Origin of the sequence: Paracoccus wurundjeri (assembly GCF_030678915.1) — a bacterium.
Taxonomy (GTDB): Bacteria; Pseudomonadota; Alphaproteobacteria; order Rhodobacterales; family Rhodobacteraceae; genus Paracoccus; species Paracoccus onubensis_A.
Genome location: NZ_JAUUTZ010000009.1, coordinates 26714 through 42874 on the forward strand (window position 1 = coordinate 26714; position 16161 = coordinate 42874).

16 protein-coding genes are annotated in these 16161 nt (G+C 61.4%); 7 read left to right on the plus strand and 9 right to left on the minus strand.

What is annotated here, in order from left to right:
* Positions 1-130 precede the first annotated feature (130 nt).
* Positions 131-1069, plus strand: a complete 939-nt coding sequence (locus Q0601_RS10645; RefSeq protein ID WP_305289809.1) for an AEC family transporter — start codon at positions 131-133, stop codon at positions 1067-1069.
* A gap of 89 nt (positions 1070-1158) precedes the next feature.
* On the opposite strand, the gene Q0601_RS10650 is transcribed toward Q0601_RS10645, so the two are convergent.
* Positions 1159-1398: a hypothetical protein gene (locus Q0601_RS10650; RefSeq protein ID WP_305289810.1), complete on the minus strand. Its 240-nt coding sequence runs from the start codon at positions 1396-1398 to the stop codon at positions 1159-1161.
* A gap of 220 nt (positions 1399-1618) precedes the next feature.
* Positions 1619-2065, minus strand: coding sequence for an Rrf2 family transcriptional regulator (locus tag Q0601_RS10655; protein ID WP_305289811.1), 447 nt, complete (start codon positions 2063-2065; stop codon positions 1619-1621).
* An 83-nt stretch (positions 2066-2148) separates the two neighbouring features.
* On the opposite strand from Q0601_RS10655, the gene hmpA reads away from it, so the two are divergent.
* Positions 2149-3342: an NO-inducible flavohemoprotein gene (gene hmpA / locus Q0601_RS10660; protein WP_305289812.1), complete on the plus strand. Its 1194-nt coding sequence runs from the start codon at positions 2149-2151 to the stop codon at positions 3340-3342.
* A 249-nt stretch (positions 3343-3591) separates the two neighbouring features.
* Here hmpA and Q0601_RS10665 read toward each other — a convergent pair whose 3' ends face one another.
* From Q0601_RS10665 to Q0601_RS10685, 5 genes are all read right to left on the minus strand, one after another.
* Entirely contained in the window at positions 3592-5190 is a 1599-nt protein-coding gene (locus tag Q0601_RS10665; RefSeq protein WP_305289813.1) for an FGGY-family carbohydrate kinase, read from the minus strand.
* 18 nt (positions 5191-5208) lie between these two features.
* A complete protein-coding gene (locus Q0601_RS10670; RefSeq protein ID WP_305289814.1) occupies positions 5209-5937 on the minus strand; it encodes an SDR family oxidoreductase in 729 nt (242 codons plus the stop codon).
* Between the two features lie 12 nt (positions 5938-5949).
* On the minus strand, positions 5950-7200 hold the full coding sequence (locus Q0601_RS10675; RefSeq protein ID WP_305289815.1) for a sugar ABC transporter permease: 1251 nt from the start codon (positions 7198-7200) through the stop codon (positions 5950-5952).
* Positions 7197-7988 (minus strand): ATP-binding cassette domain-containing protein, encoded by a 792-nt coding sequence (locus Q0601_RS10680; protein ID WP_305289816.1) that lies wholly within the window; start codon positions 7986-7988, stop codon positions 7197-7199. Before Q0601_RS10680 ends, Q0601_RS10675 begins: the two co-directional genes overlap by 4 nt.
* 89 nt (positions 7989-8077) lie before the next feature.
* On the minus strand, positions 8078-9127 hold the full coding sequence (locus Q0601_RS10685) for an ABC transporter substrate-binding protein (RefSeq protein WP_305289817.1): 1050 nt from the start codon (positions 9125-9127) through the stop codon (positions 8078-8080).
* A gap of 230 nt (positions 9128-9357) precedes the next feature.
* On the opposite strand from Q0601_RS10685, the gene Q0601_RS10690 reads away from it, so the two are divergent.
* Positions 9358-10389: a LacI family DNA-binding transcriptional regulator gene (locus tag Q0601_RS10690; RefSeq protein WP_305289818.1), complete on the plus strand. Its 1032-nt coding sequence runs from the start codon at positions 9358-9360 to the stop codon at positions 10387-10389.
* 183 nt (positions 10390-10572) lie between these two features.
* Here the strand turns inward: Q0601_RS10690 and Q0601_RS10695 are convergent, their stop codons facing one another.
* Together Q0601_RS10695 and Q0601_RS10700 are read right to left on the minus strand one after the other, a co-directional pair.
* Positions 10573-11754, minus strand: coding sequence for a Bcr/CflA family efflux MFS transporter (locus Q0601_RS10695; RefSeq protein WP_305289819.1), 1182 nt, complete (start codon positions 11752-11754; stop codon positions 10573-10575).
* Positions 11755-11841: 87 nt separating this feature from the next.
* Positions 11842-12315 (minus strand): MarR family winged helix-turn-helix transcriptional regulator, encoded by a 474-nt coding sequence (locus Q0601_RS10700; protein WP_305289820.1) that lies wholly within the window; start codon positions 12313-12315, stop codon positions 11842-11844.
* Positions 12316-12659: 344 nt separating this feature from the next.
* Here Q0601_RS10700 and Q0601_RS10705 point away from each other — a divergent pair, with 344 nt between their 5' ends.
* The 4 genes from Q0601_RS10705 to otnC are packed head-to-tail and all read left to right on the plus strand — an operon-like array spanning position 12660 to position 15953.
* Positions 12660-13367 (plus strand): molybdate ABC transporter substrate-binding protein, encoded by a 708-nt coding sequence (locus Q0601_RS10705; RefSeq protein ID WP_305289821.1) that lies wholly within the window; start codon positions 12660-12662, stop codon positions 13365-13367.
* Between the two features lie 13 nt (positions 13368-13380).
* Positions 13381-14046: an aspartate/glutamate racemase family protein gene (locus Q0601_RS10710; RefSeq protein ID WP_305289822.1), complete on the plus strand. Its 666-nt coding sequence runs from the start codon at positions 13381-13383 to the stop codon at positions 14044-14046.
* Between the two features lie 3 nt (positions 14047-14049).
* A complete protein-coding gene (otnK, locus tag Q0601_RS10715; protein ID WP_305289823.1) occupies positions 14050-15318 on the plus strand; it encodes a 3-oxo-tetronate kinase in 1269 nt (422 codons plus the stop codon).
* Positions 15315-15953, plus strand: coding sequence for a 3-oxo-tetronate 4-phosphate decarboxylase (otnC, locus tag Q0601_RS10720; RefSeq protein ID WP_305289824.1), 639 nt, complete (start codon positions 15315-15317; stop codon positions 15951-15953). Before otnK ends, otnC begins: the two co-directional genes overlap by 4 nt.
* Positions 15954-16161: the final 208 nt, after the last annotated feature.

Below are 16161 nucleotides of genomic sequence, written 5' to 3' on the forward strand. Positions count from 1 at the left end.
TGCCCGTGCCACACCATCTGATTTCCTGCATGAAGGCCGGGCTTCGCCAGAGGGTGCCAGCCAAGATGGATTGTCCTGACCGGGGCGGCTACGTAGAAGGCATCCGTTTTTTCCAGAAGGCCGCCATTTCATGCTATCGAATATCGCCATCGTTCTGCCCATCTTTGCATTGATTTTCACCGGCTGGATCACATCGCGGCTTGGTGCGCTTGGTCCCGGCGCAACGCGCGAGGTCAACCGGCTGGTGGTCTATCTTGCTCTTCCGGCGATGCTGTTCGATATCATGGCCAATGCCGATCCCGCCGCGATCTGGCAACCCGGCTTCATCGCCGCCTTCATGACCGGTTGTGCTGTGGTCTTCGCCGCGACCCTGGCGCTGCGGCTGAGGCAGGGAAGTCATCTGGCGGATGCCGCGATCGACGGGCTGAATTCGGGATATGCCAATGTGGGTTTCATGGGCTTTCCGCTGATCGCCGCAATCATGGGCCCCGAGGGGCTGGCGGCGACGCTGATCGCAACCATCATCACCGCCTGTATTCTTTTCTCTGTCGCGATCATCCTGATCGAAAGCGCCCTGCAAAGCGCGGCGCGGCGGCGTGACATCGCCCGCAGGACGTTTCTGTCGCTGGTGAAGAACCCGCTGCTGGTGGCGCCATTGCTGGGCGCGATCTTCATGATCAGCGGAATCGCCATGCCACCGGCGCTTGACACCTATCTTGCATTGCTGGGAGGGGCGGCGCCTCCTTGCGCGTTGGTCGTGCTTGGCCTGTTTCTGGCCCAGAATTCAGGCCGTCGCCCGCGTGCGGGTGGCGGGGTGCAGGCCGCGTTGATTGGTCTGAAGCTGGTCGGGCAGCCGCTTGTCACCTGGGTCGTGGCGGTGCCGGTTCTGGGTCTGCCGCCCCTGATGGCGCAGGCCGCGGTTCTGCTTGCGGCACTGCCAACCGGCACGGGCCCGTTCATGCTGGCAGAGTTTCACGAGCGGGAAGCATTGCTTACGGGACGGGTGATCCTGATCTCGACCGTGCTGTCGCTGATAAGCCTGCCGCTGCTTATGGCGGTCTGGCAATGATCCATGCGCTTCATCGTTAACTGACGCCAAAAAACGGCGAAAGGCCGGTGAACCCCGCCTGCCCGGACAAGTTGCTGCCGGGCGGCAGGTCAGGCAAGCGTCCCGATAAAGAATCCGATTGCCGCGAATATCAGTCCGAACAGGATTGCGTTCTGCGTGAATGACTTGTGCGGACCGAAAGGCGCGGTGTCGGGATCACGGCCCTTGCCCGCCATAAAATCCTCTTTCCGCTTTTGATGGGCCGCCTGCAGATGCTGCATGCGAAATACCAATGCAATGGCTGGCCCGCCCAGAAGACCCATGATGAGGGCCATGATGATGGATTGCAATTGATCACTCCTTTTTGCCGTCAGTCATATCCGGACCCTGGATGGCCGGGATAGGTTCCCTCTTGGTCATTTATGAGGCCTTCTGGCTGAAATTCACAGATTTTTCATGCCAAGCGCCGCAAGATGCCGCAAAGCTTCTGCCGGCGGTTCCTGAATGGCCGCAATATCGGGCAGTCTGCCGGAACAGGAAATGCCGGGACTGCGGTCAATAGGCCCTGACCTATGCGACCTTATCCGCATCCTGACCGGCAAGGGATTTCAGGATCAGATCAAGGATCTCCCGCGAACGCACCAGATCGGAAAGTGGATACCGATCCAGCGACTGCATGAAAGCCTCGGCTGCCTCTGCCAGGATTCGTGGCAGGGTGCAGGCAGGTGCGATCACGCAGCCGGCGCATTCGACAAGCGCAGCATGTCCTTCGGTATGCCGGACGATCTCGCCTATGGTGACTTCCCCGGCAGGTCTGCCCAGCCTGACGCCGCCATGTCTTCCGCGAACGGTCTCGATAAAGCCCGCGCGGGACAGGTCGTTGACGACCTTCATCAGATGGTTCTGCGAGATGGCATGAGCATGCGCAATCTCCCGGATCGAGGAAAGCTCGTCCGGGCGGGCGGCCAGATGTGTCATCAGGCGCAATGCGTAATCTGTATAGCGGGTCAGCTTCATTTTGTCACATTACATGCATTTTATCTACATGTATATGATCGCATATAAGATGCAGAAAATATACATGTATAAGGAAGCTCTCCATGTCGAACCATCTTTCCGCTGAAACCGTCGCTGTCGTGAAGGCCACCGTGCCGGCCATCGCCGAGCATGGTGCGACGATCACCGAGGTCATGTATCGACGTCTGTTCGAGGACGAGCATATCGCGCGCCTTTTCAACCAGGCGAACCAGAAAAGCGGCGCGCAGCGTTTCGCGCTGGCGAATGCCGTTCTGGCTTATGCGCAGAATATCGACAATCCGGGGGCGCTTGCATCGGCGGTCGAACGGATCGCGCAGAAGCATGTCGGTTATGCGATCCTGCCCGAGCATTATCCCTATGTCGCGACTGCGCTGCTTGGCGCCATTGAAGAGGTGCTTGGCGACGCCGCGACGCCGGAAATTCTTGCTGCCTGGGGTGAGGCCTATTGGTTCCTCGCGGATATCCTGAAGGGACGCGAGGCCGGCATTCGCGAGGAAATCGAAGCGCAGACCGGGGGGTGGACCGGATGGCGCCATTTTGCCATCACAGAAAGGCGGGCTGAAAGCGACCAGATCATGTCCTTCACGCTGCGTCCCGAAGATGGCGCGCCGGTCATCCGGCACAGGCCGGGACAATATCTGACCCTTCGCTTCGACACGGCGGGGCTGAAAGGCGTGATCAGGAATTATTCGATTTCCTGCGGGCCGAATAACGATCACTACCGGATCACCGTCAAGCGCGAGCCGGACGGGGAAGCGTCACGATTCCTGCATGACCGGGCCGCAATTGGCAGCATTTTCGAGTTGACCGCACCGGCGGGCGATTTCTACCTTCGCGAGGTTCCCGATCGGCCGGTTGTGCTGCTTTCGGGTGGTGTCGGGCTTACGCCGATGGTCAGCATGCTTGAGGAAATCGCCGATAAGCATAAAGCGCTGCCCGCCTATTTCATTCACGGTACGACAGATCGCCATAGCCATGCCCTTGCTGCCCATATCCGCCAGCTTGCGCGGCAGCATGGCAATACCGAGATCGCGACCTTCTACGAACGGATGGAGCCGGCCGATGCCGCATATGAGGGATATATCTCTGTGGACTGGCTGAAATCCGAACTGCCGCTGAATGAGGCGGATATTTTCCTCTGCGGTCCCAGACCGTTCCTTCGGCATTACGTTTCCAGCCTGATCGGCGCGAATGTGTCGCCGGATCGCATTCATTATGAATTCTTCGGGCCTACGGACGAAATACTTGCCGCCTGACTTTTCAGTCTCGGGTGGGGCGTTGTTGAATCGAAAACGCCGGTCACTTGCGTCCCGCGATGGCCGGGGGCCAGCCCCCGGACCCCCGAGGTATTTGGACAAAGAAGAAGGGAAGGAGAGATGCCGGGCAGGCGCGATATGCTTTGATGGGGGACCGGGTTTTGCCCTCGCAGAAACTCATGCCGCCTGCTCTGTCGGTTCCGCTTTATCCCGGCCGGGATGAAACTGGCTCAGAATGCGGCGGGCTATTCATCCAAACGACCTGCCGACATTCTGCAAGGCGCAGAATGCGTCATAGCGCCTTTGATGAAGCGTTCCGGTTTCGGCGGAAGGCATATATTCGGATGATCTTGCCGACATGCTTTTCATTGCCTCTGGCATCGTGGCGTAAACTCCGGCTGCGACGGCGCCAAGGATGGCGGAACCGGCAAGCACCGGCTCTTCCGCCTGCACCGAGACCAGCGGCTTGCCCGCCGCATCCGCAATAAGCTGACGCACCAGCGGCGATTGCCCCGCTCCGCCCGAGATGACGATCCGCTCGACCGAGGCTCCGGCGCGGTCCTGGGCTTCGATGATCTGGCGCAGGCCATAGCCGATGCCGGAAAGCCCGGCGATATAAAGCGCGACAAGATTGTCGATGTCGCGCTCCATGCCAAGCCCGGCGATGATCGCGCGGGCATGGGGATCGCCGAAAGGCGCGCGGTTGCCCAGAAATTCCGGAACGACATGCAGCCCTCCGGCAAGCATGATGGCCTCCGAAGGTGAGACCGCCGCCGCCGCACGTTCGGCCAGCCAGACCGGCAGGGATTGGCCCGCGTCCTGTGCCGCCTTCTCTGCTTCGGCGGCGGCCGGGTGGAATGACAAAAGCTGATCCATCGCCGCCCCGGCTGCGGATTGCCCACCCTCGTTCAGCCACATGCCCGGCACCATCGCCTGATAATAGGGCCCCCAGACACCCGGAACGAAGACCGGCCCATCCGTCGAGGTCATGGTGCAGGACGAGGTGCCGAAGACATAGGCGAGGTTCGATTGCGGCGTACCCTGAACGCCCACGGTGCCGATCCCCCCGGCATGGGCGTCGATCAGCCCCGCCGCGACCGCCGTGCCGGGCATGAGGCCAAGATCCTTCGCTGCCTGTTCCGACAGGCCCCGCCCCAAGGCGGTGCCGGGCGCGACGACATTCTGTCCGATCCGGGCGAAATCCTCATCCGCCAGTTCATTCAGGCCGATCCGGTGGAAATAATCGGGATCCCAGCGGTTCTCATGCGCCAGATAGGTCCATTTGCAGGTCACGGTGCAGGCAGAACGGGAAAGATCGCCGGTTGCCCGCCATGTCAGGAAATCGGCGAGATCCAGGAATTGCCATGCATTGGCATAGGTATCCGGAAGGTTCTCTTTCAGCCATAACAGCTTGGGTGTCTCCATCTCGGGCGAGATCACGCCGCCGACATAGCGCAGCACCGGATGGCCAGTGGCGTTGATCCGTTCGGCCTGCTGAATGGCGCGGTGGTCCATCCAGACGATGATATTCCGCTGCGGATCGCCCGACTGGCTGACGGTCAAAGCCGTGCCGCCTTCTCCCAGCACGACAAGCGAACAGGTCGCGTCGAAACCGATCCCCCTGACATCGGCCGGATCGATCCCGGCATTGCCCAGCGCCTCGCGGGTGGAGGCGCAGACGGCGGACCAGATATCTTCGCTGGATTGCTCGACGACATCCGCGCCCTCGCGCCAGATCGTGATATCGCGCTTGGCCACGGCCAGCATGTGTCCGGCGGTATCAAAAATTCCGGCCCGCGCGCTGCCCGATCCGACATCGACGCCCAGGAAAAACCCTTGCTTCGTCATGGCTTCCTCCGGTTGCGCTTACAGATCGACGCTGTTGGGCAGGATGACGAGATCGCGGATCACCACACCGCGCGGACGGGTCAGCATGAACAGCACCGCATGCGCGACCACTTCAGGTTGCATCAGCGAGCCGTTAGCCAGCGCCTCTTCCATCTTGGCCTTGGGCCAGTCGTCCAACAGCGCGGTGACGACCGGACCGGGCAGCACCGCGCCCATGCGGATGCCGTGCTGCGACACCTGCCGCCGCGTCGCGTGCAGAAATGCCTGCACGGCGAATTTCGAGGCGGTATAGATCGGCTCCCACACGACCGGAACGACGCCTGCCACGGATGAGGTGAAGATCACGTCGCCGGTCTTGCGCTCGATCATGCCGGGCAGCACCGCCCGCACACAGCGGAAAGCCGCATTGATATTCAGATGCAGCATGCGGTCCCACTGGTCGGGATCGCCCTCGGCCGCTGCTCCGCCGACATAGGCCCCGGCATTTGCGTGCAGAATGTCCAGCGGTCCGGCGATCCTGCCGATCTTATCCGCCATGCCATCGATCTGCGCGCCATCCATCAGGTCAAGCACCAGCGGCTTCGCTTTTGGTCCCAGTTCCTCGCACAGCGCGGTCAGTTTGTCTTCGGCCCGGTCGATCAGGACGACGGTCGCGCCCTCGGACAGCATGGCTTTCGCGCAGGCAAGCCCGATCCCCGAGGCGGCGCCCGTGACCGCAGCCACCTTGCCTTTCAATTCTTCGCTCATGATGATTTCTCCTTATGCGCGGCCGTGGCTGGCGCGGGATTGCCGGGCAAGCGAGTCGACGACAACGGCGATGGCCAGCACCGCGCCGGTGATCATATAGCGCAGCGAGGAACTGAGGTTCAGCAGCGTCAGGCCGTTGGAAATCGCCTGAATCACCAGAATGCCCAGCAATGCCGACCAGGCCGATCCCCGCCCGCCGAACAGCGAGGTGCCGCCGATCACCGCCGCGGCGATAGCGTTCAGGTTCACGTCGCCGGTCCCCGCTTGCTGACTGGAGGATGCCAGCCGTGCTGCCGACAGCACACCGCCCAATGCGGCCAGTGTCGAACACAGCATGAAGGCCGACAGCCGGATCCGGTTCACATTGATCCCGGAACGCCGCGCTGCTTCGGTGTTTCCGCCGACCGCGAACATCGAGCGGCCCCATTTGGTGCGGGTAAGCGCATAATTCATGATTACGACCAGCAGGACGAACAGCCCGAACATATAGGGCACGCCGCGTCCCTGATTCAGATAGATGACTGCAATCAGCAGCGCCGCCGTTAGCATTGCGGTCTTGGCAATCAATACGCTGATCCCGGCATTCGACAGATTTGCCGCAGCCCGCAATCGCATGGTGCGCAATCCCTGCGCCAGCATGACAATCCCCGGCACCACCGCCAGAACATAACTTAGCCACGCGGGCATGATCATGACCTGACCGAACCGGACCAGCGGCGAGCTATAGCTAAGGTTGATCGAGCCGGTTGGCCCAAGGATGTAAAGCTGCATCCCCAGCATCGCCAGAAGCCCGGCCAGTGTCGAGACGAAGCTCGGCATGCCGAAACGGTTCAGCAACATCCCGTAGATCAGCCCCATAACTGCGCCCGCAGACAATGCGGCAAGAATGGCCACCACGACCGGCAGGCCCATATTGATCCACAGCACGCCAACCATCGCCGAGGCAAGACCGCTCATCGAGCCGACCGAAAGGTCGATCTGGCCAAGCATCAGCACGCAGACGATGCCCAGCGAGATGCAGCCGATGGCGGCGGCGTCGAATAACAGGTTCACAAGGTTGTTCGGGGCCAGAAAGACCGGGTTCAGCGAAGTGAAGACCACCGCGATCAGCACCAGTCCCACGGCCACCGGCAGCATTCCCAGATCACCGGAACGAACGCGGTCGATAAAGGCGCGGATGGCACCGGCGATGCCCTCGTCATGGCGGACGCGGCTGTCCGAGCGATCGAGAGCAGGCGAGGTCTTGGGATCGGGCATGGTCATTGCTTCACCTCTTCCAGCTTGCGCGCACGGCGGCGCGACACGGAATTTTCGGACGCGCCGGTAATTGCGGCGACCAGTTCCTCATGTGTGGTTTCCTGCGTGAACACGCCATTATTGCGGCCAAGGCGCAGCACCACGATGCGGTCGGCGACGGCGCGCACATCCTCCATATTATGCGAGATCAGGACGACGCCGTGACCCCGGTCGCGCACCCGTTCGATCAGGTTCAGCACCTCGGCGGTCTGCGCCACGCCAAGCGCGGCGGTGGGTTCGTCCAGCATGATGATTTTCGGGTCCAGCAGCAGCGACCGGGCAATAGCGACGGTCTGACGCTGCCCGCCCGACAGTGAGGCGATCGGTTCGCGGACCGAGGGGATACGGGCAGCCAGTTCCTGCAGCAATGTCCAGGCGCGAACCTCCATCTGCACCTCGTCCAGTGCCCAGGGACCGATTTCATGGCCCAGAAACAGATTCGCGACCACATCGAGGTTTTCGCAAAGCGCCAGATCCTGAAAGACCGTGGCGATGCCCATTTCCAGCGCGGTGCCGGGACTGTCCAGCGTCACGGGTTTGCCCATGAATTCAATGCTGCCCGCCGTGGGCTGATGAACACCGGCCAGCACTTTGACCAGCGTCGATTTACCGGCACCGTTATCGCCCACAAGCGCGACGACCTCGCCTGCATGGATGTCCAGTTCGATATCGCTAAGCGCCGAGACCGCGCCGAACTGCTTGGAGACGCCGCGCAGTTTCAGGATCGGCTCTTGCGCCGTTGTCTGGCTGGTCATTCGATTTCCTCCCGGAATGCGGGTGCGCGCGGGATGAGCGCGCACCGTGTTCTTGGGGTTCCGTTTCGCAGGATGCAGAGTTGCCGGACCTATTCCAGAATACCCAATTCCTTGCAGGCATCTGCATATTCCGCCGTACAGACTTCTTCGGGCGTCTGGATGCCCTTGTCGAAGATCTCGGCCTTGATGTTTTCGCGCGTGACCACGGCAGGCACGAACAGTTCGGAAGGCGTGTCGTACAGCGTCGTCTTGGCCTCGGGCGTCTCACCTTTCAGGAAGGTGGCGACGACTTCGGCGGCGGCGCGGGCCACGATCTCGGACGGTTTCGAGATGGTGTTGTACTGATCGCCCGCGATGATCAGTTGCAGCGCCGCGATGGTCGCGTCATTGCCGGTGACCGGCGGCACCGGATCGACCCCGGCGGCCTTCAATGCGGCAATGGCGCCGCCTGCGGTACCGTCATTGGCGGCGACGATGCCGGTGATCTCATCGCCAAAGCGGGTGATCTGGCCAGCGGCCCATTCCTGCGCCTTGGGCGGTGCCCAGTCGGGCGTGTCATATTCGGCCAAAGTCTCGTATTCCGATCCGTCCAGCGCGGAATCGATCCCGTCGCGGATCAGCCCGGCTGCTGCATCGGTGGGCGAACCGTTGATTTGCAGAACGCCCGCGCCTGCCTCGACGCCTTCGGCCTTCAGGTGATCAACCAGCGACTGGGCGATGGCCTCGCCGATGCCCTCGTTGTCGAAGGACACATAATAATCGGCCGGAACATCCGGAATCGGGCGGTCATAGGCGATGATCTTCACGTCCTGGCTTTGGGCGATCTGCACCAACCCGGCGGCCGCCGAACTGTCGACCGGATCCAAAACCACGATCTTCGCCCCTTGCGCGATGACCGAGTTGATCTGCTGCTGCTGCAACGAGGCATCGGCATTGGCGTTCTGGTAAACCACGGTGCAATCCGGGCACAGTTCATCCATGGCGGCCTTGAAGCCCGGGAAATCATGCTCTTCATATCGCGTCGAGGCCTGATCCGGCATCAGGAATGCGACGGTCGCCGCTTCCTGGGCCAGCGCGGCGGTGCTCAAAAGGCCCGTCACCAGCGCCGAAGCGGCGGCGATCGAATATCGTTTCTTCATCTCGAGTCTCCTCCAATTGTCACATGCCCCAACAGGGGCAGCCCGGCGGAACGGGCATCCCGCAGAAGCGGGATTCACGCCGCTTTCAGCAATTTCCTGACCAGTTCTTCCCACTAGCACAACCGATAGAGCATGCACGCTCAATCGATTTAGCAACATTGTGCAAATTGCGGTTTGCTGTCAAGATGCAAGTCTTCCGGCCATATCGGCCAGTCTGACGGGGCAGCAATATGGCCGGGAACGGCGGAAATTCATCAAGGCGGCCAACCATCTACGATCTGGCGCAGATCGCGGGCTCCAGCCCCAGCGCCGTGAGTTCGATCCTGAACGGAACGTGGAAGAAGCGCCGAATCAGTTCGCGGACCGCCGAAAAGGTCATGAAGATCGCGGCGGAACAGGGCTATGCCGTCAATCTTCAGGCCAGCATGCTGCGGCGAGAGCGGTCGCATATCATCGGCATGATCGTTCCCAAATACGACAACCGTTATTTCGGTGCCATTGCCGAGAAATTCGAGGAAATGGCCCGCGCGCGCGATCTGTTCCCGGTCGTGACCTGCACGCAGCGCGATCCGGAACTGGAATTCGAGGCGGCTCGCGAACTGGTCTCGTATCAGGCCGAGACGCTGGTGGTGACCGGGGCGACGGATCCCGACCGTATCGCCGAATTCTGCGCGGCGGCGGGGGTGCGGACGATCAATCTGGATCTGCCGGGCAGCAAGGCACCGTCGGTTCTTTCGGATAATTTCGGCGGCGCGCGCGATCTGACACGGTTGATCATAACCCGCACAGGGCAGGATTTCGGCGCCGTGCCGCCGTTATGGTTCATTGGCGGGCGTTCGCATGATCACAATACGATGGAACGGCTGCGCGGTTTCCGCACCGCCCATCAGGAGGCGGGACTGACCCTGTCCGAAGACCGCATCCTGATGCCGGGTTATTCGCCGGACAAGGCTTTCGCCGCGCTGGAAGGCCGCGAATTCACGCAATCATGCGGCATTTTCGTGAATTCGACGATTTCCATGGAAGGCGTGGTCCGCTGGCTGACTGGCAATGTCGCGATGGACCGTGTCCGGCTGGGCTGTTTCGACTGGGACCCGTTCGCGGCACTTCTGCCGCAGAATGTCGGCATGGCGGAACAGGACGTCCCGGCGATGCTGACCCGGTTATTCCAGATCGTCTCCTCGGCGGAAGGCAATCCGTCGGACCGCATCGAACTGCCCTGCATCCTGCGACCGCTTTCGCCGCAGGGCGGTTTCATCTGATCTGCAGCAAGCGGATTGTGAGCCGGATGAATCGCGGGCCGGTCGGCGGGATAGCCCGGAACCAGCGTTCGCCGGGGAACCGGATTGATGAGTTGCGCGGCCACATGTTCCGGCATTCGAAGTCAGGATAAAACCATCAGAGACCGAACGGGACCAAAGATGTCATGTCGTCGGCCCTGGCTGCTATTGTTCCTTAAGGCGGATGAATTGAATGACGCAGAACAGATAGGCGAGGAACAAGACCAATCCGCAGCCAAGCGCATGGTCTGTGAACAACCCTGCCGCGAAACTGCAGATCACGCCGCTCAGCATCTGGAAGCAGCCATAAAGCCCCGAGGCGGATCCCACATTGCTGCCGGCCAGCCGAAGCGTGGTGCCGATCGCGACCGGCCCCAGACCTCCGGCGGCGAAAAGGATAATCAGGCTTATGGTGACGACGGAAACCGGTGTCAGCATGTCGGTGATCGCGCCGATCAGGAATGCCAGCCCCGCAAGAACTCCGATGACGGAAAAGCTTCTTAGGATCAGGCGGTCCCTTACGCGCCCCACCATGGAACGGGTCAGCAGTGAGCCGGCCGCCGCCGCCGCAAGCGTGCTTCCGACGCAATACCCGACCGCCTGAACGCTCAGACCCATTTCGGAAGTCAGGATGAACGGTGCAGAGACGAAATAGGCATAGCACGCCGTCGATCCGAATGCTCCGCCGGTTATGGCCCTGAAAAAGGCTTTCCCGGCAAGAAGATCCCGAAATGTCGTGTAGATGCGCGTGGCGTTCAGCGTTCCGCTTGGGGCGGCGGTTTCGGGCAGATATCGGATCGCGAGTGCGATGGTTATCAATCCCATAAGCGCCAGCGCCCCGAAAATCGTCCGCCACCCGAACAGACCGGCGATCTCGGCGCCGATCACGGGCGCCAGACCGGGGCCAAGAAGCAGGATCAGGTTCAGGATGGCGATGCTGCGCGTGGTGCTTATGCCCTTGCTTGTGTCGGCCACGATGACGCGGGTCAGTGCCAGCCCGCCCGCACCGCCCAAAGCCTGCAGGAAGCGCGCGGCAATCAGGAACTCGATTCCCGTGGCAAGATAGGATGCGATCGCCCCGGTGCAATAGATGCACAACGCGCCAAGAACCGCGGGGCGCCGTCCTATCGCATCCGATAACGGGCCGTAGATCAACTGCCCAAGCGCCAGACCAAGGATATAAACGGTGACCGTCAACTGGATGGTCTGGCTGTCCGTATGCAGGGCCAGAGCAGCCTGAGGCAGCGCGGGCACGAAGATATGCATCGCCAGCGTGCCGCTGAAAGCGATCAGTACCAGAAGCGCAAGTGAGGCGTGCGGGGGTTTATCCGTGGGCGTGGTGGTCATGTGATCGGTGTCGGGACACAGGCAGGGGTATTTTTCGGGCGGAGCGACATTCGAGGATGCTGGGGCAGGAATGCATGGCGGGCTGGATCATCCATCCGGAATATTTGCCGAAATCCTGACAAGTACCGAACGCATGGCGGCAATTTCCTTGCCTGAGACGGAGGCGAGGAATTTCCGTTCGGCCTCCATGCTTTTGGCGATGATGAATTCCGCCCAGCGCCGCCCTTCCACCGTAAGCGAGATGCGTTTCGTGCGCTTGTCCTCGGGGTCGGTCGCAGAGGTGACAAGATCGCGCTCGATCAAAAGCTGGATGACACGAACCAGTGCGGACGGATCAAGGCCAAGCTGGGTGGCAAGATCCCGTTGGCGCATCGGCTGATTATGATCGTAAAGCGCAATCAGCGGGCTGCGGGTCGCATCGGTGAAGCCGACGGCGCGAAACTCGTCATCTATATAACGGCGCCATTTTCGGAAGACGCCTCCCAGAAGGCGACCGAACCGGGCAGAGGGATCTGCCTGCGGTTCCGCTTTGGTCGCTTTGGCCGGTGAAATTGATGACATGTCATTGAATTAGCCGCCGTGGCGTCGATATGCAAGGGGCGGGAATGGTGGCTCGCGCCGAGAATCAGTGAATAATATGGAATATTTTTCTATAATATTGAAAATAACATAATCTATTTTGAATCAGATCATTGATACTGATTCCTTCATGGATTCGTCGCCTCAGAAAGCTATACGATCATGGATGATCCGGGCTGTCTCAGCCTGCCAGATGGCGGCGCGTTTTCACACTGTGAAACCGGGTCCGCTTTCATTGACGGTCGCGCGCAGGCTTCGTCCAATATGCGCAAGCTGCTGGCGGCCCCGAGTTCGTTCAGTACCGCTAAAGGGATGGAGGAAACCGGATGCCCGGGAATTTGCAGATCATGAGCACCCTTGCGGTGGAACTTGCGTTCAAGCGCGATATCCTGCCCGCGTGGCAGGAGAAGGGGATCGACACCAGCGTACAATGGTCGCCGACAACCGTACTGGTTCAGGAGATCCGGCAGGGAAAGCGGGCCGATGCGATCATCATGATCGAACGTCAGCTTGAAGCGCTGGAGGCGGAAGGCATCATCGAAGCCGGCTCGATCACTCCGCTTGCGCGGGCACGGTTCGGGCTGGGCGTGCTGGCGGGTGCCGCGCATCCGGCAATCGACACCGCCGAGGATTTTCTTGACGCGATCCGTGCCGCACGCAGTATCGCCTATTCGCTGGCGGGTGCCAGCGGTATCCATTTTCGCAAAATTCTGCAGGATCGCGGAATGACGGATGTGCTGGACCGGGCCACGCCCATTCAGGCGGGCTTCACCGCCGAGAAACTGGTCTCGGGAGAGGCGGATCTTGCTGTGCAGCAAATCAGTGAGCTGATGCTTGTGAAGGGCGTCGAGATTGTCGGTCCGTTCCCCGAGGCATTGCAGCAGACAACCGATTTCGCTTGTGCCATCTTTGCGGATGCCCCGAATGCTGCGAATGCCCGTGCTTTCCTTGATCACCTGAAATCGCCGCAATCGCAACGGGCCTATCGGGATGGTGGCCTTGATTCCCTTGTCGCCGCTCAACCCGCCGCCTGAACCGGAGTTCGCCATGTCACGCTCGCCCCGTATCGTTCTGTTCCACGCCACGCCGGTCGCGATGGAACCAATCAAAGCCTCGATGGCGCGGCTATGGCCAGAGGCTGAGGCGGTCAATCTGCTGGATGACGGTCTGACCATCGACCGGGCGCGAGAAGGCGACGAATTGTCCGAGATCCTGATCGAGCGTTTCGTGGATCTTGGCCGCTATGCCTGCCGCGCCGGTGCCGACGGGATCCTTGTCACCTGCTCGGCCTTCGGGCCCGCCATCGATCGCATGATCGAGACGCTGCCGGTGCCGGTGCTGAAGCCGAACGAGGCGATGTTCCGGGCCGCGATCCGGCAGGGCAAACGCATCGGTATGCTGGCGACATTCGCGCCCTCGGTTCCGACGATGGAGGCCGAGTTTGCCGAATTTGCGGCGCAGGCAGGTGCCGACAGCAAGCTGGACACGATCGTCGTGCCGGACGCCATCGATATTCTGCGCAAGGGTGATGCCGAGACCCATAACCGTCTGGTGGGCGACATGGCTCCCGGTCTGGCGGATCGCGATGCGATCATGCTGGCGCATTTCTCGACCTCTCGCGCGGCGGAAAAGGTGCGCGCGGCGGTCAGCGTCCCGGTGTTTACCGCACCCGATGCGGCGGTTACGCGGATGCGCGAACTGGTGGCGGGGTAATCCATGCTTCTGGGGGTTATCGCCGACGATTTCACCGGTGCCAGCGACATCGCCAATACCATTGCCTGCGGCGATGGCGAAACCGGCGGGTTGGTCACATCGCAATATATGGGCATCCCCGATTACGATGCGGGTCCTGCGGTCGAGGCTGGGGTGATCTCTCTGAAAAGCCGGTCCGTGCCGAAAGCGGATGCCGTGGCGCAGTCGCTTGAAGCGCTGCGCTGGCTGAAAGCGCAGGGCTGCCGGCAGATCGTGTTCAAATATTGCTCGACCTTCGATTCCACGCCCGAAGGCAATATCGGGCCGGTCGCGCAGGCATTGGCGGCGGAGCTGGGGGTTGACGGGGTGGTTGTCTGTCCCGCATTCCCAAAGGCGGGCCGCACGATCTATCAGGGGCATCTGTTTGTCCATGACCGGCTACTGAACGAATCCGGGATGCAAAACCACCCGCTGACGCCGATGACCGATGCCGATATCCGCCGCTGGCTGTCGCTTCAGGTCACCGGCGGCGTCGGACTGATACCATTGAATACCGTCCGCCAGGGTGCAGACGCTTTACGGCAGTCCCTGGTGCAGGACGGGCGGCAGCTGGTCGTGGTGGACGCCGTGGACGACACGGATCTGGCGATCATCGGGCGGGCCTGTGCGGGGGCGCCGCTGGTCACGGGCGGATCTGGCGTGGCATTGGGCCTGCCTGCGAATTTCATCGCCACGGGTCAGGCGCGCGGATATCACGGAGGCGGGTTCGCCGGGATAGACGGCCCCGAAGCCATCCTTGCCGGAAGCTGTTCGGGCGCGACGCGCGGGCAGGTGGATCGTCATGCGAAGGGCCATCCCGTTCTGCCGATCCCTGTCGATCAGGTGATGACCGGCGAGATCGGCATCCCGCAATTGCTGTCATTCCTGCTGGAGCATACCGGCAGGGCGCCGCTGGCCTATTCCTCGGCCACGCCGGAGGAGGTGCGGGCGGCGCAGGAACGTTATGGGCGCGAGAATGTCTCGAACGCGCTGGACAGGCTGTTTGCATCCACGGCGCAGGCATTTCTGGATCGGGGCGGCAAGCGGCTGGTCGTGGCGGGGGGCGAGACCTCGGGCGCGGTGGCGCAGGCGCTGGATCTGGGCGAAGTGATGATCGGCCCCGAGATCGATCCGGGGGTTCCCATCCTGATCTCGGCGCGGCGTGACGCGGCGCTGGCACTGAAATCCGGGAATTTCGGGCAACAGGATTTCTTCAGCAAGGCCACAAACATGCTGGCGGGGGCACGCGCATGAGTGAGGAAGCCGATCTGCGCAGCAGGATCGTCCGGTTGGGCGCATTGCTGTACAACCGTCAGCTTGCGCATGGCAGCGCCGGAAACCTGTCGGCGCGGCTGGCTGACGGCAGTATTCTGGTGACGCCGACGAATAGCTGTCTTGGGTTGCTGCATCCCGATCAGGTTTCGCGGGTATCTGCGGAGGGTGAATTGCTGGACGGAGACCCGCCGTCGAAAGAGGCGTTCTTCCACCTTGCCATGTATGAAGAGCGGCCCCGGACCGGTGCCGTGGTGCATCTGCATTCGACCTATGCGGTGGCCGTCTCATGCATGTGCCATGATTGCACCGATGACGTGTTGCCGCCATTGACGGCCTATCACGCCATGCGTGTGGGTAAGTTGCCATTGGTCGATTACTACCGGCCCGGCGACCGGGCGCTTGCCGATGCGGTCCGCAAGACCGCCCGGAACGCGCATTCCATGCTGCTGGCCAATCACGGCCCCATCGTGTCGGCGAAGTCGCTGGAACAGGCGATCTATACCTATGAGGAACTGGAAGAGACAGCGAAGCTGTTCTTCATCCTTGGCGACCGGCCGACCCGGCCTCTGGATGCCCGCGCATTGGCCGAACTGAACGCCACCTTCCCAAGCTGACATGCGTTTTGCCCTGTGGAAGTGGGCGATGGCAATCGATGAAACTATCGTGAAACGCCATGAAACGGGCGATTTTCTGCCGTGGATAGCCTTTTCCGCGGCGGGAAACTGACGGTGTCGCATATCGCTGCTCAGGGAGATTTTCACATTGCGAAAGCAAATCCGTTACAGTTGATCGGAAGCGGCATCACCCACATCCTCCGCTGGA